Source organism: Filimonas zeae (assembly GCF_014641615.1).
GTDB classification, from domain to species: Bacteria; Bacteroidota; Bacteroidia; order Chitinophagales; family Chitinophagaceae; genus Filimonas; species Filimonas zeae.
In genome coordinates this window covers 23947-41189 of record NZ_BMIB01000009.1, presented here as the reverse complement: position 1 = coordinate 41189, position 17243 = coordinate 23947, and the positions used below count along the sequence as shown (strand labels likewise).

The 17243-nt window shown below is 47.1% G+C and carries 16 protein-coding genes; 3 read left to right on the top strand and 13 right to left on the bottom strand.

Annotation, left to right across the window (positions count from 1 at the left end; genetic code table 11):
* Nucleotides 1-119: 119 nt before the first annotated feature.
* From IEY13_RS29545 to IEY13_RS29535, 3 genes are all read right to left on the bottom strand, one after another.
* Entirely contained in the window at nucleotides 120-902 is a 783-nt protein-coding gene (locus tag IEY13_RS29545) for an RMD1 family protein (protein WP_188959377.1), read from the bottom strand.
* 110 nt (nucleotides 903-1012) lie between these two features.
* Complete coding sequence (locus IEY13_RS29540) at nucleotides 1013-2542, bottom strand: carbohydrate-binding domain-containing protein (RefSeq protein WP_188959376.1); 1530 nt, start codon at nucleotides 2540-2542, stop codon at nucleotides 1013-1015.
* Between the two features lie 121 nt (nucleotides 2543-2663).
* Entirely contained in the window at nucleotides 2664-2861 is a 198-nt protein-coding gene (locus IEY13_RS29535) for a hypothetical protein (protein ID WP_188959375.1), read from the bottom strand.
* Between the two features lie 148 nt (nucleotides 2862-3009).
* Between IEY13_RS29535 and IEY13_RS29530 the strand changes: the two genes are divergently transcribed.
* Entirely contained in the window at nucleotides 3010-3519 is a 510-nt protein-coding gene (locus IEY13_RS29530; RefSeq protein WP_188959374.1) for a hypothetical protein, read from the top strand.
* 152 nt (nucleotides 3520-3671) lie between these two features.
* On the opposite strand, the gene IEY13_RS29525 is transcribed toward IEY13_RS29530, so the two are convergent.
* The 3 genes from IEY13_RS29525 to IEY13_RS29515 form a co-directional block, all read right to left on the bottom strand.
* On the bottom strand, nucleotides 3672-5969 hold the full coding sequence (locus IEY13_RS29525; protein ID WP_188959373.1) for a GH92 family glycosyl hydrolase: 2298 nt from the start codon (nucleotides 5967-5969) through the stop codon (nucleotides 3672-3674).
* 67 nt (nucleotides 5970-6036) lie between these two features.
* Nucleotides 6037-7206, bottom strand: coding sequence for a hypothetical protein (locus IEY13_RS29520; RefSeq protein WP_188959372.1), 1170 nt, complete (start codon nucleotides 7204-7206; stop codon nucleotides 6037-6039).
* Nucleotides 7207-7253: 47 nt separating this feature from the next.
* Entirely contained in the window at nucleotides 7254-8579 is a 1326-nt protein-coding gene (locus IEY13_RS29515; RefSeq protein WP_229688072.1) for a spore maturation protein, read from the bottom strand.
* A 91-nt stretch (nucleotides 8580-8670) separates the two neighbouring features.
* Between IEY13_RS29515 and ychF the strand changes: the two genes are divergently transcribed.
* Complete coding sequence (ychF, locus tag IEY13_RS29510) at nucleotides 8671-9774, top strand: redox-regulated ATPase YchF (protein ID WP_188959371.1); 1104 nt, start codon at nucleotides 8671-8673, stop codon at nucleotides 9772-9774.
* 109 nt (nucleotides 9775-9883) lie between these two features.
* Here ychF and IEY13_RS29505 read toward each other — a convergent pair whose 3' ends face one another.
* Entirely contained in the window at nucleotides 9884-10525 is a 642-nt protein-coding gene (locus tag IEY13_RS29505; protein WP_188959369.1) for an NAD(P)H-dependent oxidoreductase, read from the bottom strand.
* Nucleotides 10526-10642: 117 nt separating this feature from the next.
* On the opposite strand from IEY13_RS29505, the gene queG reads away from it, so the two are divergent.
* Complete coding sequence (gene queG, locus IEY13_RS29500; protein WP_188959367.1) at nucleotides 10643-11599, top strand: tRNA epoxyqueuosine(34) reductase QueG; 957 nt, start codon at nucleotides 10643-10645, stop codon at nucleotides 11597-11599.
* Here queG and IEY13_RS29495 read toward each other — a convergent pair.
* The 6 genes from IEY13_RS29495 to IEY13_RS29470 form a co-directional block, all read right to left on the bottom strand.
* Nucleotides 11570-12139: a hypothetical protein gene (locus tag IEY13_RS29495; protein ID WP_188959365.1), complete on the bottom strand. Its 570-nt coding sequence runs from the start codon at nucleotides 12137-12139 to the stop codon at nucleotides 11570-11572. The genes queG and IEY13_RS29495 overlap by 30 nt on opposite strands.
* Before the next feature lie 5 nt (nucleotides 12140-12144).
* Nucleotides 12145-13401, bottom strand: coding sequence for an LVIVD repeat-containing protein (locus IEY13_RS29490; RefSeq protein ID WP_188959363.1), 1257 nt, complete (start codon nucleotides 13399-13401; stop codon nucleotides 12145-12147).
* A gap of 44 nt (nucleotides 13402-13445) precedes the next feature.
* The gene (locus IEY13_RS29485) at nucleotides 13446-14981 is read right to left on the bottom strand and encodes a hypothetical protein (RefSeq protein ID WP_188959361.1); all 1536 of its coding nucleotides are present in this window, start codon (nucleotides 14979-14981) and stop codon (nucleotides 13446-13448) included.
* On the bottom strand, nucleotides 14971-15525 hold the full coding sequence (locus IEY13_RS29480; protein WP_188959359.1) for an RNA polymerase sigma factor: 555 nt from the start codon (nucleotides 15523-15525) through the stop codon (nucleotides 14971-14973). The genes IEY13_RS29485 and IEY13_RS29480 overlap by 11 nt, the downstream gene beginning before the upstream one ends.
* A gap of 85 nt (nucleotides 15526-15610) precedes the next feature.
* Nucleotides 15611-16120 (bottom strand): SRPBCC family protein, encoded by a 510-nt coding sequence (locus IEY13_RS29475; protein WP_188959357.1) that lies wholly within the window; start codon nucleotides 16118-16120, stop codon nucleotides 15611-15613.
* Between the two features lie 9 nt (nucleotides 16121-16129).
* A complete protein-coding gene (locus tag IEY13_RS29470; protein ID WP_188959355.1) occupies nucleotides 16130-17242 on the bottom strand; it encodes an ABC transporter permease in 1113 nt (370 codons plus the stop codon).
* Nucleotide 17243: the final 1 nt, after the last annotated feature.

The following is a 17243-nucleotide window of genomic DNA, read 5'->3' as shown; positions in this document are numbered from 1 at the left end:
CTACAAACAGGTGCAAAATAAATAAACAATAAAAAAGGGTAGTTTACCTTTTTATCAACAATTTATTACACCTCCCTTAAACCAGGCATTTGGACATTGTTTACGTAGGGCGTACATGGCTAGTGGCCAAAGAACTTTTCAAACAACAGGTTCAGTACCTCTACCAGAATCAATAGCAGAATAGCCCACTCCAGCTGGGTACTGTTGCGGTATTGCAACAAGTCTTTAAACAAATCCAGATTCTCCTTAACAATCTCTATTCCTTCTGATATCGTACGGAAACGATCCTGTAAATCGAAGGTGCGCTTTAATCCCAGATCCAGCTTATTCAGGTTTTCATCTTCCCAGGTTTCATCGGGGGAGTCAAATATGTATAGGTTGCCTGAAATACGACTTTTGATATTAAGGGTGCGGCCGATATACTTTTTGAGGTTAATGCCAGAGAGTCCCATACGTCCTTTCTGTTCCAGAATACGGGTATGGTAATTGGTTTCTTCCAGCAGAATATTGGTAAGCTGCGAGTAGTAATCCAACGCAACAGACTGAGATACGTTCAGCATAATCAGGCGTAGCACATTAGAGTCAGCCCCCGGCACTTCTATTTTGTTATAGCCAAACTTAATACGCGGTGCATCGGTTTCTATTTCTATTTCCTCACTCAAACGGTTATCCAGCTTGTTTTTGCAGTAGCTACTGATTACTTCAATAAAAGCAGCTATCTGTAATTCGTTGTAGTTATAAAAGCTTACAATACCGAATTTGAAGATGTAGATATAGGCTTCGGAGTTGGTTTTATAGAAGAGTTCGTCAGAATCGCTATACAGCAGCTCGGCCGTAAAAACAGATCTGAACGATTTTATATCAATACTGTCTGCAATCTGAAACGATACAACTTTTAGCATATAGGGGGCGCTGTGGTCCGCCTGTAATTTAGCAATAAAAGGGCAATTCCCGTATCACCTTCCCTGTAAAGCCCGGGAACGCTTTGCAGGGAAGGTGATACGGTTTTATTTTACCCTCTGCTTACAGAACCACCGATTTGCGTAACCATGCTGGTGGTAGTAAATGAACCGCCCACTGTTCCCCTGGTATAGGTGCCGCTGGTGTATAAGCCGTTAAAGCTGGATCCGCCTGCTACTACGCCGCCTTTGTATAAGGTATAAGCTGTGCCTGCTTTCAGTTTTGAACCGGCAAACAGCAGGGTGCTATAGGCAACCGGTGCCTCAAACGTAAGTGCTTCGGTACCATCGGCAGCTTCTATATGTACAATCTGCCCGGCCGTTCCGCTACCCGCAATAACCGAACGAATGGTGGAAGCGGTAGCGCCGGGTGCACTGGTTGCACCGCCTATACCCACCAGCATACCGCCTGTTATTTTAAGGGTTCTTGCATCGCAGTCAATACCCGCTTCAGGCGCACCTGCCCCTATGGCAATCACCTGCCCCCCGGTAATGGTAAATATGCCGTTTGAATCCATAGCGTCGTTGCCCGTACTGCGGGAATAAAGATAACCACCATTGATGTAAATAGCTGTTCCGGCATTTAATCCATCATCTGCCGTTACAGTAGAGATATTGCCTGCATTAATGGTCAACACGCTTTTGCTTTCAATGCCCTCTCCGGCAGATGATTTTACCGTAATAGTACCACCATTAATAGTAACATAAGGAGTAATAGATGTATCTGTATCTTCATAGGAGGCGGCAATGCCATCATCTACTGTATTCAACGTAAACACGCCGTCGTTAATAATTACATATCCTTCTTCGCAATCAATGCCATCGCTTGCTGCAGTTACCGTAAGGTTGCCACCATCTGCAATAAACGCATCGTTGGTATGAATGCCATCTTTTACCGCACCAGCTATAGTAATGTTGCCCGATCGTATGCGTACATAATCATCACTGGCTATACCGTGTTTGTAATTGCCTTTTATGGTAAGCGCGCCACTGCCACTGAACACCAGCTGTCCTTCACTAAAAAATGTACCTTTCATATCCTCATCGCCTGCTGCTGTATAATTGGCTGCATCGGTTAAAGTATTGGTAGTACCATCCGCCAGTACTACAAACGCCCGCTTAGACGACTGAATATTGATAGCCGGGCCATCGTTATTGGTAATGGAAACGCCATTCAGGGTAAGTTTACACTTATTATCACTGTATATTTTAACAGAGCCGCTGGTAGTAGCACCTGCCAGTACATATTCCACCGCTTTTGCTGTAGAAGTAACTATTACATCACCGCCGCTTTCTGCTACCGTTACTCCGGCGGCTGACAATGGGTTGCTGATAGTTATGGTACTTCCGAATGTAATGGTTACGGTGCTGGAAAAGGTAGAGTTTTCTATCAGGTCGTCAGCATCATATCCCCTCTCAGCAGCACCTTCGGCAGTGCCGGTAGTATAAGTACTGTCAATTACACTCATGCCACCGGTGGCGCTATCAGCAATTAAATCACTTTTAGAGCAGGACTGTAAACCGGCAACAATGCCTAGCGCAAGAATTATCTTATGGGTTGCAACGAAGGGAATACGCTTCATATCTCTGGATTTTCGTGAACAGAATTATACGAGGTATGATACGGTACTGAAACCGTGTGCTGCCCCGGAAGTACCAGGTATAGATGAAACGCGTATATGTGCCGATGAAAAAAGCCTCCCGTTAGGAAGGCCTGTCTTTCGTATTTCTTATAAGGCCAATACCGGAGAAGAAAAAGATGGCTCCGAGTATGCCGTACATGACGATGGATTTGATGTTTTTCATCCCTCCGGCTGACGGGCTCATAAAGTGAACGGCAGCCAGGATTAGCCCTACTACCCCCAACAGGGAGAGTACTATGCCTAATACGCGTTTTTCCATGGTTATCTTTTACAACAGAAAATACAAATAGTGTGCCTGCAAAAATTGTGGATAACGTGCTGATTACCCGTAAATAGAGGGTAGGTATATTTTGTTTTTTGTGTAATCTTGCCACAGAAACAACCCTTGTTACCCAAACAACCTGTTTATGGATGAATTGTATGGTATTGACATAGAAACTGCTCATGAGCGGGCAAAAACGCTGATACCTGAAGATTTTTTCTGGAGCTGTGCAGATGAGTTGTCGCCCTTTGGTTCTGATGAGGGCGATTGTGCCCTGGCCGAGTGGCGCGACTGGCGGAAAAGCAACCCCACCACTCCTTCCATCGAATGTCTGAAATGGACCATTGAAAGCGTGGGCGAAATGCTCTGGAACCAATACAACACCGCTCTGCTGGATAAAGAGTTGCTGTTTAACCAGATAGCAGATGGCAATTTTGATGATAACCAATACATCTACACTCTTGATATTTCTGTAATTGCTACGGGCTTTGGGCAACTGGTAGATGAGGGTATGATTGATCCGGCCAACAAACCGTTGATTCAGCTGGCTATTGACCGGCAGATACTCTGGAGTCAGCTACAGCCGGGGTGGCAACATGCGGGCGATTATATTAACCATATGAACATATTGACAAGAGCGCTGGCAGAGGCATAGTCATTATACCAAATAATATAAAAGCTACACCATAAATAGAAAATGCCGCTGATCGTATTACACTTTCAGCGGCATTATTATGTACATGATCCGGGAAGAAGTAGAGTATCAGCAATCAAGGACCTTTACATAACACAACCCGATTCCAATTCCTATCTCACCTCCTCCAAAGGCGGTCTGCTATCCGCTGCTACACCCCATTTTTTATTCGGCTTCTCTCCCATGGTAAATACCAGCGTGCCACCATTTACAATATCGCTATGGGTAATATAGGTTTTGTTATAAGGTTTGCCATTTAAGGTTACGCGTTGTATGTAACAGTTCTTACCTCCGGCCCCTTCAGCTACTACGGTAAAGTTTTTACCATTCAGCCCCTTTATTACCGCTTTGGATAATTGCGGCGAGCCCAGCGCGTAAATGCCATTGGCCGGGTTAACCGGATAAAAGCCCATGGCGCTGAAAATATACCAGGCACTCATCTGGCCACAATCTTCATTACCGGAGTAACCGGATGATTTACCGTTGTATTGCTGCTGCATTACCTGCGCTGCATACTGCTGGGCTTTCCAGGGTTCGCCGGCGTAGTTGTACAGATAGATAACGTGGTGGCTGGGCTCGTTGCCATGTGCATACTGGCCTATAAAGCCGGAGGCATTACCGTTTACATCTTCCGGTTTGGCGTTGTGGGTAAAAAAGGTATCCAGTTTGTTTACAAAGGCTTTATCGCCACCTACCAGTTTAATCAGGTCAGGCACATCCTGTGGTACATACCAGAAGTATTGCCAGCCGTTGCCTTCTGTAAAAGGTGAGCCACCGTTACCACCATAGGTAAGCGGGTTAAAAGGCAGCCATTCGCCCTGGCTGTTTTTGCCTCTGAAAAAGCCGGTCTGCTGGTCGTACAGGTTGCGGTAATATGTACTGCGGTTGAGGAAGAACTGGTAGTCTTCTTTTTTACCCATCTGCAGGGCCATCTGTGCCACACACCAGTCGTCATACGCAATTTCCAGTGTCAGCGATACAGATTGCGATTGCTTGTCTTCCGGAAAGTATTTATACTGTTCTAACAAGTGGAAAGGCGATCCGGGATGGTTGCGTAAAGAAGAGGCTTTTGCCGCTTCATACGCTTTGGCGTAATCTATTCCTGCAATGCCTTTCCGGAAAGCATCTGCTATTACGGGTATGGCGTGGTTGCCAATCATACAATACGTTTCATCGCCCCACAGCTGCCATACCGGTAAGTAGCCATAGGTTTCGTACTGGCGAATCATGGAGTTAATAAAACCTGCGGTGCGGCCTTGCTGTACCAGGGTGTACAAAGGGTGCGCGGCGCGGTAGGTATCCCATAAACTAAAGGTGCTGTAGTGTGCGCCATCCACCGCTTTGCGCACGGTGTAGTCAGTACCCGCATAAGAACTGTCTGCATCTGCCAGGTTATTGGGCTGGGTAAATAAATGGTATAAACCGGTATACAATATGGTTTTCTGCTCATCAGTTCCTTCTGCATCCATTACACCCAGCTCTTTTGACCAGCTGTTGGCCGCAGCCTGTGCGGTGGCATCAAAATCAAAGTCCTTTACCTCAGCAGCCAGGTTGCTGCGCGCGCCTTCGGCACTTACAGCAGATATACCCACTTTTACCAGCAGCGGAGCGTTGGAGGGCGCAAAGCTGAATACAGCTTTTACCGAGCGGCCGTTGGCTACTTCACCATTGTTTATCACCTGTCCGCCTTCACGCAGCTGGCGGGCAGCAAACGGTTTGGAAAATACGGCTCTGAAATATACTTTACGCAAACGGCTCCAGCCGGTAATTACCCGGTAGCCTTCTATGGTATGGTCGTTTACCACTTCCAGATGGGCGCTGATGACCTTACACTCCCAGTACGGGCGCTTTTTATCCAGCGAGTGGTCCAGATCTACCATTACACGGCCCTGCTCCTGTTGCGGAAAGGTATAGCGGTGTACCCCGCAATGGGCGGTAGCCGTTAATTCTGCCAGTGTTTTATGCGCCAGTAACTGCACACTATAATAACCGGGTACAGCCTTTTCCTGTTCGTGTGTAAAAGCAGAACGGAAACCTTTGTGGCCATTTTCCGGTGTGGCATTCCAGGTAATATCACCGGTGTAGGGCATAAACAGAAAATCGAACAGGTCTGCTACGCCGGTACCGCTTAAATGGGTATGGCTAAAGCCAACAATAGTAGTATCGTTATAATCGTATCCGCTGGCGGGGTCGTTGGGGTTATCGCGGGTATCCGGCCCCAGCTGCACCAGGCCAAAGGGCGTACAGGCACCGGGAAAGTTACTGCCCGACAGGCTGTTTTTATCTACTGCGCCGGTACCTATAAAAGGATTTACATAACGGTTATATCCGGTGGTTTGTGGCGGGCGTTGCGCCATGCCTGTGGTGCAGGCAGCCATAAACGCCATTACAGCTAAACGTCTTCGCATCATATATCTTTTACAATTCCGAATGTAAACGTTTAGCCAACGGGCACCTGTTAATACAATTCAAACGGGGCTATTCCTCCTCTTCCTGCTCCGCTTCTGCTTCAGGCTCCTCGTCCGGCTGCGGCAGTTTATTCAGCACTTCGTCTTCTGTAATGGAATCTTTGTCGTGCACTTTAAAGGAAACTGTACTGCCACTGCGACCTACCAGAAATCCAATCAGTGCAGTAATCAAAGCACTCGCCCCGGCAATAGCAGGTTTTAACCATACCGCATTGGCAACGTCACCGGGTAACGTCATAGATTTCAGGCCAAACAGGGCGCCTACAAATAATCCGGCCGCTACTACTGCACAAACAGCCACAATAATACCCAGTTTCAGGTTCTTTTGTGCTTTGGTTTGTTGCTGCAGCCAGTGGTAAGGCTTGCCGCTGGTAGCCTTTTGCATTACGCGGCAATACAGCGGAATATGCGCTTCGGGCTCTTCATCTTTCTCCCGCAACCACGCTTCAAAAGAGTACAACCATACACTCTTTTCATTATAAAACATGCCCTCTTCCTTATGGGCCTGCATGTGTTTAATAAACTGTTTGGCTATTTCCGGAAAACGGCTCAGATCTGCTTTGGGCCCACCTGCTTTAGCTGGTTTGGCTTTCGGGGCCTCTTCTTCAGCTGCAGTGGAAGCAGCAGCTGCCGGTTTGGGCGCCGGAGCCTGTTGTGGCTGCTGTGTTTGCTGCGGCACATTTACCCGTTCTACCGAAAAGCGCCAGGCACGGGTATCGTTGCCGGCACTTATAATATCCAGGCCGGTAAACTCCCGGCTCATGGGTGCAAATATTTCGCGCACTACATCGGTATCCGCTTTAATGGGCAGGTAATCACCCGTACGCTGTATCGGATCTTCAAACACCACACTATCGCTCCAGACCGATCTTTTATCGGCATGCTTTTCAAAAGTATACGCCATAGCTGCTTCGCTCAGCCCGAAAGTAATTACTTCCCTGCCGGCAGAAACTTCCTTATTAATATCCCGGTTATTGAATATGGCATCTATGTGAAAAATGGCAATTCCCTGGCCGGAAGCGTAAAAATGCAGGTAGTCTTCATCGCGGTATCCCTCCATAGCATCGGAAAGGGTAACTTCCCTTCTGTTACTGAGAATATAGCCTGCTGCACGCGAAAAATCGTGCAGAATATGATCTGGATTGCCTTTTATAAGATAGCCGGATAGGTTGTAGCCCATAGATTTCGTTTTTAAGGGTCTACAATTTTACAAAATTTAACTACACATTAGTGAAAAAAGATATAGGCAATGAAAATTGCGGCTATTACACCTATCAATTCTGCCAGTAATCCCATGGAAATGGCATAGCGTACTTTCTTAATGCCTACGCTGCCAAAATACACGGCTACAATGTAAAAAGTACTATCTGCCGAGCCATGAAACACGCAGGCCAGCTGCCCTACAAACGAATCTGCTCCATGCACTTTCATGGTATCCAGCATCAGCCCTCTGGCTCCGCCACCGCTAAAAGGTTTCATAATGGCGGTGGGCAGCGCCGGTACAAAATCTGTATTTACACCGGTATAACCTATTACTACGCTTAGTACGTTGGTAATATAATCCAGCGCCCCGCATTCTCTGAATACGCGTATGGCCACCAGCATGGCTACCAGGTAAGGAATAATTTTCAGCACCACTTCAAAGCCGCCTTTGGCGCCTTCAATAAAAGCGTCAAACACATTTACCTTTTTCCACACACCACCAGCAATAATTATCACTATCAGCACCAGCAATATCAGGTTACCGGCTACTTTACTAAAAACGCTTTTGTTTTCACCGCTCATCAGGCCCACGGTGGTAGCCAGTATAGCCACCATACCGGCAATACCCAGCATCCAGGCAAACAGTACCCAATCCCACTTCAGCCGCTGGCGCAGGCTTATTACCAGTATGGCTGCCAGGGTGGTACATACCGTACCCAGTACGCAGGGTATAAATACGCTGGCCGGGTTGGCAGAACCTGCCGCCAGGCGGTAGGATATAATAGAAAGGGGTATCAACACCAGACCGCTGGTATGCAGTATCACAAACATAATCTGCGCATTACTGGCGGTATCTTTTTCTTTATTCAGCTCCTGCAGGCTTTCCATGGCTTTCAGGCCAAAGGGCGTAGCCGCATTGTCCAGCCCCAGCATATTGGCGCTGAAATTCAATATCATCTGTCCCATGGCCGGGTGGTTATCAGGCACTTCGGGAAAAAGGCGGGTCATAAACGGGTTCAGCAAACGGGCCAGCCAGTTTACGGCGCCGGCTTTTTCGGCAATATTCATCAGGCCCAGAAAAAACACCATGGTACCTACCAGTGGCAGCGCTACATCCATTACCGATATTCTGGCGCTGTCAAACACGCCATCCACCAGCTTTTTAAACACTTCCACATCCTGTAAAAAAAGGTATTTGTATAAGCCGATAGCCAGTGCTATGAAGAAAAACGACATCCACACCACCCCCAGCGCGCCGTTTTTGTTGCGAACCGCTGTTCTTACCAATGCTATGCCGCCCAGAATGGCCAGTACACTAAAAAGAATTTTACTAAAGTCTAACCAGCCCATGCGCCAATTTTGGTTTAAAAGAACTAAAAATAATTGATTATCTCCTGTTAACAATCAAACCGTACTTTTGCAGCCGAAATTTTGAATCATCATGGCTTTACAAGTAGGCATAGTAGGTTTACCCAACGTAGGAAAATCCACCCTGTTCAACGCTGTCAGCATCAGCGCCAAGGCACAGGCCAGTAATTACCGCTTTTGTACTATTGATCCTAACGTAGGATTGGTAGATGTACCGGACGAGCGTATGAAAAAGCTGTCTGAGCTGGTAAACCCCAACCGCGTGGTTCCTACCCAGCTGGAGATAGTAGATATTGCCGGTCTGGTAAAAGGCGCCAGCAAAGGTGAAGGCCTGGGTAACAAGTTTTTGGGCAATATACGCGAGGTAGATGCCATTATACACGTAATACGTTGTTTTGAAGATGAGAACGTACTGCGTGAAGAGGGCGCTATTAACCCCGTTAGCGATAAAGAAATTATTGATACCGAACTGCAGCTGAAAGATCTGGAGAGTGTGGAAAAGAAAATGCAGAAGGTGGAAAAGCAGGCGCGCGTAGGTACCGATGCCAAAGCAAAAGCGGAGTTTGAAGTACTCAGCCGCTGTAAAGCGCACCTGGAACAAGGCAAAAGCATCCGTGGCCTGGGCCTGGATAAAGAAGAGCGGGTAGCTATTGCAGACCTGTTTTTGCTTACTGAAAAGCCTGTACTGTACGTTGCCAACGTAGATGAGGCTTCTATGCATACCGGCAATAAATACTCCGAAGCACTGAAAGCAGGTGTTAAGGATGAGGGTGCAGAGGTAATTGTGATGAACAATACCATTGAAGCCCAGATTGCAGAAATGGAGAATGAAGAAGACAAGGCGATGTTTATGGATGAGTATAAAATGACTGAACCTGCCTTACACCGTTTGATCCGCTCTGCTTACGCTTTACTGAACCTGGATACCTACTTCACCGCTGGTGTACAGGAAGTACGTGCCTGGACCATTCACAAAGGCTGGAAAGCCCCTCAGGCTGCCGGTGTTATCCATACCGACTTTGAGAAAGGCTTTATTAAAGCTGAGGTGATTGCTTATGCTGATTTTGTGCAGTATGGTAGCGAAGCTGCCTGCCGCGACAATGGTAAGCTGCGCATTGAAGGCAAAGAATATATTGTAAAGGATGGTGATGTAATGCACTTCCGTTTTAACGTATAATAAGCGCTTTTTGCAATAGAAAAGGCTGTGCCCGGTGGGTTACAGCCTTTTTTATTTACAAAGCCTTCCTGCAATTACACAGCGCGGTAAATCAGGTGGCTCTATAACCCTATAAAAACCGGGGCGATTCCAGATCTAAATTCCCCGTAGCCGGCCACTCCCCTTCGGGCACCGCCAGTTTCCGGTGTGGCCACTCTTTCCATTCCGGTTTTAAACAGGCAGCTATTATCAGGTTCTCCAGCACCACTTCCATATCCTCCATCCTCCATACATCGTCATTTTCATCCTCTTCCTTGCCTGCCGAGGCAGCAATGGCTTCCTGCGCCACGCGCGATACCAGCAGGCTGCTGCAAGGCGGGCTCCAGCACCCCAGGCCGGAAAATACATTCAGTAACCGTGCCACCAGCTCTGCACCACCTACAGAGTCCATAGAGGCACCACAGGCAACAGGTTTGCCGGAAAAAGCAGGCGAATGCTCAAAAGCCGTTACTACCTCAATAAACCGCTGCAAGGGCGATCCCCAGCTGTGCCAATACACGCCGGTAAGTACAAGAAAAGCATCCTGTTCCGTTAACAGCCGGTATACTTCTTCCACCGCCGGTAAGGGCTCTGAAAGGGTAAGCACTGTGGAAGTAACGCCCGGCCGGTTTTGCAGGCTGTTATAAGCCCACTGTGCCATTTTAGCGGTGTTGCCCATGCTGCCGCGCACAGAGCCGTTAATAATAAGAATGTTGCATTTGCCTGTTTTCATACCCCCATGTATTACGTACAACGCAATAATATTGAACTTGCTGCATAGCCGCTTTGTGTAAAGCTTTTATTTTACCCCTGTTACAGAGTATTTTTGCATTTCGTTTTCCCGTTACGCATGCTACAAACGCAACATACCAGGTTAATTAAAGAATGGACACAGCAGCTGGGCTTCAGTTACTGCGGTATAGCGCGTGCGCGTATGCTGGATGAGGATGCGCGAAGACTGGAAAGCTGGCTTAACAAGGGTATGCATGGCAACATGCATTACATGGAAAAGAACTTTGACCTGCGGGTAGACCCTACCAAACTGGTACCCGGCGCCAAATCAGTTATTACCCTGCTCATGAATTATTACCCCGGCCAGCAACAGCAGGAAGAAACACCCCGCATTTCCAAATACGCCTGGGGCGAGGATTATCATGAAGTAATACGCCCCAAACTAAACGAATTGCTTTTACGCATACGCGAACAGATAGGCGCAGTAGAAGGCCGTGGATTTGTAGATAGCGCTCCGGTACTGGAACGCAGCTGGGCTACCTTGTCCGGTGCGGGCTGGATAGGCAAAAACGGCAACCTCATTTCCAAACAAAGCGGTTCGTTCTTCTTTATTGCCACGCTGATTGTTGATCTGGAACTAGACTATGATGATCCTTTTGCAAAAGATTTCTGTGGCACCTGCACCAAATGTATTGATGCCTGTCCTACCGATGCCATATTGCCCGATAAAACCATTAATGGCAGTAAGTGTATCAGCTATTTTACCATTGAGCTGAAGGATATGCTGATACCCGATGAAATGAAAGGAAAGTTTGCAGATTGGATGTTTGGTTGCGATACCTGCCAGGATGTATGCCCCTGGAACCGGTTCAGCAAAGCAGGTAACGAGCCTGCATTCTCGCCCCTGCCTGAAATACTGAACCTTAAAACACACGAATGGGAAGCCCTCACAGAGGAGGGCTTCCGTAAAATATTCAAAAAATCACCACTCAAACGTAGTAAGTTCGGTGGTATACAGCGCAACATCCGGTTTTTACAGTATCCATCAGAAACGATAACTAACACCGATATCTAAGCGGCGGAAAACATAATCCAGCTTTCTGCTTTCGGTAACCGTACGTGTTCCGTTCCAGATGGTTTCATCATACAACTCTGTTACGCCTTTGGCGCTATAGCCCAGTGTTAGTGCCACACCTGTATCATCCTTGCGGTACACATAACATCCCAAACCAGCCGCAGCATATTTGCCGTTGTTAAATACAGAGTTAGTGCCCCAGAAAACATAAGGTTTGGTATGCTGGTGTTCCAGTGCCCAGGCTACATTATAGCCAGCCCTGGCATATACAAAAGGAGCTGCTTTTAACTTGCTTTCAAAACGTAACTCGGCCAGCAACGGAATAGATCTTACTTTATAATAATCAATACCTGCACCTACACCTAAATACCATTGTTTGTAATGCACACCGGTAACAGCCGTAATAGCCGCACTGGTGTATTTATCGCCATTTAACAGGGTAACACCAGGCTGTGTAAACCAGGCAACCGTGTCTTTCTGTGCATATAACACCTTACGGGTAGCCATTGAAAATATACATAACAGCAGCAATGCTCTCATACAACTTATTTGGTAATAGATAACTGAGAAAGAATAACGGGGTTAGCAGCGTTTGTATAATCCACAAAATAAAACGCATCCTTTGCACTCAGCAATGCCACGCCGTTCAGCGGAATAATATCATACGCAAATATGTCTTTTAAAGTACCCAGCGGCTTAATGTCTTCCGGCTTAGCGGCGTCATAAATTTTAAGGCCCGCTGCCCCATCGCAAATAAACAGCAGTCCACCTTCTTTGGCCAGTCCATGCGGGTTGCTCATTAAATAGGTCTTTATCAGTGAAGGGCTGGTTACAGAAGTAACGTCCAGCACATCCAGCTGATTGGTATTACCGGCACAAACAGTTCCGCTGCGCAGGGTTACATAAGCGTGTGTATCATCGGCTACTACCGGGTCGCAGCTTCTGGCATGGGTAAAGGTTCCTTTCAGCGCAGGGTTGTCTTTACTGTCAATATTGTAAATAAACATACCGGTTTGCGAACCTATAAACAGGTTGTTTTTGAAAGGGAATATGGTTTCTATACCTGTACCAACCTGTGCTGTTTTTACATAAAAAGGCGCAGCAGGGTCTACGGTATTAAACACTTTCAGGTCACTCAAACCTACTGCATACATTCTGTCATCTACCAGCGCAAAGCGGGCCATAGAACCGCCTTTACTATTGGTTACCCCACCGCCCGATCCGGCGGAATTGGAGGAATAAGCAACCATATCATTGTACACTATTACCCGGCCATCCTGTGTTTTATCAAACGATTCTGAAAACCTGCGGGATATGGTAGTATCCACCTTTTCCCATTTAATAATCACTTTGCCGGTATCAGAAGCCAGGCCCGAAAAACGATCAGGAAAAACACGGTTTACAAAATTCTGCAGCTTAACGCTTTCAGGCGTTGTAATATCTATCACGGCTAAAGCGGTATAACAATCAGCATATAAATAATTGCCTCTTACTGCAACGTCCGCATTGCCAGGTACCGCCACAAAAGCAATGTTTTTGGGCGTGCGCGGGTTACTATAGTCTATAATGTGTACACCCTTACCTAATTCAGTTAAATACAAATAATGCCCTTTAATAGCCAGCTTTCCCGGGTTAGTAACGGGTTGGGGTGCTGCGCTTTTAATGCCGTTTCTGGCTGCGTCTGAGGTTTCAAATACCGGCCTGTAAAAGGTATATGTTTCGGTAACGGTGTCTTTGGTGCAACTGAAAAAGGCAGCTGCGGCCAGGGCTAAACCGCAGGCAATGGCAGTGATCGGTTTCATACTTGTTTTTATTATATGATGTACGGTGGCAACAAAACGTTGCACTAATCATTAGGTATTTGCCACACTGCCTGCACGCCCGCCTGTAGCATACGTTTATCCTGCAAAGCACCGGTAATATTGCTTTTCAGGCCGTATTGCACATAGGGGCTCAGCTTCCATACCTGCTCTTTTCTTCCGGGTAATAATATATCCAGCGAAAGTAACGCCGATGGTACCCATGTACGCATAGCATTGTTAATACTTTCGTTACCCTGCCTGCCAGAAAGTTTAATATTATTCATTATCCCTGCCGATGTAGCCAGCTTGTTGGAGAAACGGTATTGCACCTGTAAAGGAATAGCCATATACTGCAACCGGTAAGCAAAATCGTAGATAACCTTATTAGTGCCCGATACATTAGAGTTGAAACTGGTAAGCGTTTGGGTAGTAATTACAGATTTATATGAAATATACTGGTACTGCAGGCCTGTAAGAATACGCCAGTGACTGGCAGCAGCATATTCCACCTCCATACCCAGCCTGAATGCAAGCCTGGCATAGGTATTACGCATATTAAGATAAGAGGTAAGGGAACCTGACCCGCCGCCAGGGTATTGCCCAACTCCCGTTCCGGGGTAATAGCTCTGATAATCAGTTCTGTCAGCTGGTACTACCATATCGGCTAAACCATACGAAAGGCTGCCACCATAACCATGCGTGGTATTTACCCCTCCTATATTGGCTGCTGCACCTATTGCCACCAATGGGTAAGCATTCCAGCGGCTTTTTTGTTTCTGAGGTACTATCACCAGCGTGGTAACAGCTGCTGCGGGGGTAAAAGCATTTTTGTCTGTAGCAAGGGTAGCTTCCTGCTCATATACAACAACATTCATGTCCATGGCTGGCAACAACGTACCTGAAGCGCTATTAACTGTTACAGTTGCTGCAGATAGTGCAGGCGTGGGGGCTGCCACCGGTATCTGCGCTGCTGTAACAACAGGTAAGGCAGCACCCGCTGCCTGTAACTGCGCTGGCATATCAGTTCCGGTTACTGCCTGGTCCATAACTGGTTGTAGCTTCCCGGCAATACTTTGTTGGCGATGTGAATCCGTTTTTTTTGCATGCCCGGAAGTTGTTGCTCCATTCGCATTAACGCTATCAGCTGCCCCGGCAGCCACAACAGTTGCGTCTGATGCGTGTGCCTGTGAAACAGCCACATCCGCCCTTGCCGATGCCTGTGCCTCCGCAAATGTTTGTGCAGATGCAGCCCCCTGCGCTGCTGCCGGCGCCTGCCCGTGCTGTGGCAGTGCCGCTGCCGGTACCTGAGCCTGTTGCGGCAACGCCGCAGCCGGTTGTGTTGTATGGTGCTGTGTAGCCACCGGTTGAGCTGACTTGCGGGTATTGTAACCATGCCATAATATCCCCCCGGACAGGCAAAGCAATAATATGCCCCCAGTCAGCCACCACCAGGCCGCTATTCTTTTTTTCTTTTTAGGATTAATTTCTTCCTCTATATTCTTCCACACTGCAGCATCCGGCTCAAATTCAAGCCCGCTCATTAGTTGCTGCAACTGTTTTTCTAATGAACTATCCTGCATAATTTATTTTTTTTAAGGCCGGCTTCTTCAGCCATTCTATCAGTATTTTACGCGCCCGCATATACTGTGTGCGTGATGTGCTTTCGGTAATGCCCAGCATCTGCGCTATTTCTACATGCGGGTAACCTTCTACCGCATGCAGGTTAAAAATGGTCTGGTAGCCTGCCGGTAATTGCCTTATCAGTTGTGCCACTTCTTTAGCCCCCAACTGAATAACCGGGTCATCGTCTGTTACCAGGTGTAAATGTTCTTCGGTAAGCAACGTGTCAAACTGGTATCTTTTCTTTTTCTTCAGGTAGTTCAGCGCGGCGTTTACCATTATTCTTCTTATCCAGGCTCCCAGTTCGCCCTCCATTTTGTACTGCTTCAGGTTGCGGAATACGTTAATAAACCCTTCCTGCAGCACGTCCTGCGCATCATCCATCGACTTGGTGTAACGGTAACAAACACCCAGCATCGGCCCGGCATACTGCTGGTACAATCGTTGCTGGGCAGTTCCATCGCCTGCCAGACAGGCCTTTATTAACTGCCGGGATTCTGTCATATTCTTCCCACCTGACAATGCCCGTTCCGGCAACGTTGCATCCGGAAGGCACTTTTTAGGGTATTTATCAAAAAAAAGCAGCCTGCTAAGGCTGCTCCATTTTCTTTTTCAGGTTTTCCAGGCTCTTCTCCATTACCGGGCCCAGAATTTTGTCGTTCATAAACGAGCCCAGCCGCTCCCACGGGTACCAGCCAATATGCTGGGTAAAAGCCCACTGCACGGTAGTAACCGTATTGGCACTGTCTGTAAACAGGTTAAATTCCGCATCCTGGTTAAAACCATTGCCCCCCTCCCATAACGAGGTTACTTTGCGGGGCTCAATACCTTTAAGGGTAATAATGTTGCCGTTTACTTTGGCTTTGGCACCTACGCCTTTGCTCTGCGGGGTGGTTACCGCAAAACCATTATCCTTTACGCCTTCTATCCATTCGGGCCAGCGTTGTAAATCTGTCAGCAGTGGTAACACACTATCCGCGCTTCTGCTAATATCCGTTGCTCTGGATACCACTACTGTAGAAGGTAGCAGCAAACCAATAATAGTGGCCACCATAAACAATACCACCGCGCTAATCAGGCCCAGCTTTATAATTTTCATATTATGCTATTATTCCCATTTAAAAACCTTAATCGCAATTCCATACGCTACCACACCCCATATCAGCATTACGCCAATGTTTTGCCAGCAACTTGCCAGGCTGGCGCCTTCAAAAGCTATGTTACGCATGGCTTCGTTAAAATGTGTCAGTGGCAGTATACGACACAGTGGCTGCAACCAGGTGGGAAAAGCGTCTATAGAAAAAAAGGTACCTGCCAGCAAAAACTGCGGCAGGGTAAATATGTTAGCCACCATAGGTATTACACTTTCTGTTTTGGCTATACCACTTACTATAAAGCCATAGCCCATAAACACTACCAGTGCCAGAAAGCTCAGCAGCATTATTTCCAGAAAGGTTTCTACGCCTTTAACCAGTGTAAATTTAAAAACAAAGGTTCCCAGCAGTACAATAATCACTGCGGTAAGCATCTGAAATATTACCCTTGCCAGCGCTTCGCCCATAATAATATAAGGGCGGGTAATGGGTGTGGCAAAAAAACGCTTTAACACCAGTTGCTGGCGCAGGCTAAAAAACAAAAAGGCCACACCAAATACCGAGGCACTCATTAACGAAAAGCCTAACTGACCAGGTAATATAAAATCAATAGTGCGGTAAATACGGCCGGGTATTTTCTGTATCTGTGGGTTTACAGCGGCAACAGATGGCGCATCGGGGTATTTGCCCTTGTTCATCTGGTTAATAATACCGGCCAGAAAAATATCTTTAAAAGAAGCCAGATTTTGCGGGTTAACCGCCTCCGAGCTTTTCAGGTGTATAATGTAATCGGGCGAGCTGCCGGTAGTGTTCTTCTGAATGTTCAGCACTGCCAGTATACGGCCCTTTTCCAGGTCTTCCTGTAACTCCTGTCCTTGTTTGGCAGAAACCTTAATGGCAGAAATGCTGGTTAATGCCCGGTACACATCACTGGTAGTATCCGTAGCAGGGTCAAACGCTATTTTGAACGATACATTGCTGCCACCGCCCATAAAGCCGAATACCATAATAAATACCAACGGAAAACCAATACTAAACATTACCGTTGAAGGACTGCGCATAATGCTTCGCAATCCGGCTCTGGTAATGGCCATCATAGCCCTTATCTGACTGTACTTACCCGGCATA

Bases quoted from the DNA above. Each gene is read 5' to 3' on its own strand.
- IEY13_RS29545 (WP_188959377.1), bottom strand. From the start codon at position 902: ATGCTAAAAGTTGTATCGTTTCAGATTGCAGACAGTATTGATATAAAA.
- IEY13_RS29540 (WP_188959376.1), bottom strand. From the start codon at position 2,542: ATGAAGCGTATTCCCTTCGTTGCAACCCATAAGATAATTCTTGCGCTA.
- IEY13_RS29535 (WP_188959375.1), bottom strand. From the start codon at position 2,861: ATGGAAAAACGCGTATTAGGCATAGTACTCTCCCTGTTGGGGGTAGTA.
- IEY13_RS29530 (WP_188959374.1), top strand. From the start codon at position 3,010: ATGGATGAATTGTATGGTATTGACATAGAAACTGCTCATGAGCGGGCA.
- IEY13_RS29525 (WP_188959373.1), bottom strand. From the start codon at position 5,969: ATGATGCGAAGACGTTTAGCTGTAATGGCGTTTATGGCTGCCTGCACC.
- IEY13_RS29520 (WP_188959372.1), bottom strand. From the start codon at position 7,206: ATGGGCTACAACCTATCCGGCTATCTTATAAAAGGCAATCCAGATCAT.
- IEY13_RS29515 (WP_229688072.1), bottom strand. From the start codon at position 8,579: ATGGGCTGGTTAGACTTTAGTAAAATTCTTTTTAGTGTACTGGCCATT.
- ychF (WP_188959371.1), top strand. From the start codon at position 8,671: ATGGCTTTACAAGTAGGCATAGTAGGTTTACCCAACGTAGGAAAATCC.
- IEY13_RS29505 (WP_188959369.1), bottom strand. From the start codon at position 10,525: ATGAAAACAGGCAAATGCAACATTCTTATTATTAACGGCTCTGTGCGC.
- queG (WP_188959367.1), top strand. From the start codon at position 10,643: ATGCTACAAACGCAACATACCAGGTTAATTAAAGAATGGACACAGCAG.
- IEY13_RS29495 (WP_188959365.1), bottom strand. From the start codon at position 12,139: ATGAGAGCATTGCTGCTGTTATGTATATTTTCAATGGCTACCCGTAAG.
- IEY13_RS29490 (WP_188959363.1), bottom strand. From the start codon at position 13,401: ATGAAACCGATCACTGCCATTGCCTGCGGTTTAGCCCTGGCCGCAGCT.
- IEY13_RS29485 (WP_188959361.1), bottom strand. From the start codon at position 14,981: ATGCAGGATAGTTCATTAGAAAAACAGTTGCAGCAACTAATGAGCGGG.
- IEY13_RS29480 (WP_188959359.1), bottom strand. From the start codon at position 15,525: ATGACAGAATCCCGGCAGTTAATAAAGGCCTGTCTGGCAGGCGATGGA.
- IEY13_RS29475 (WP_188959357.1), bottom strand. From the start codon at position 16,120: ATGAAAATTATAAAGCTGGGCCTGATTAGCGCGGTGGTATTGTTTATG.
- IEY13_RS29470 (WP_188959355.1), bottom strand. From the start codon at position 17,242: ATGCCGGGTAAGTACAGTCAGATAAGGGCTATGATGGCCATTACCAGA.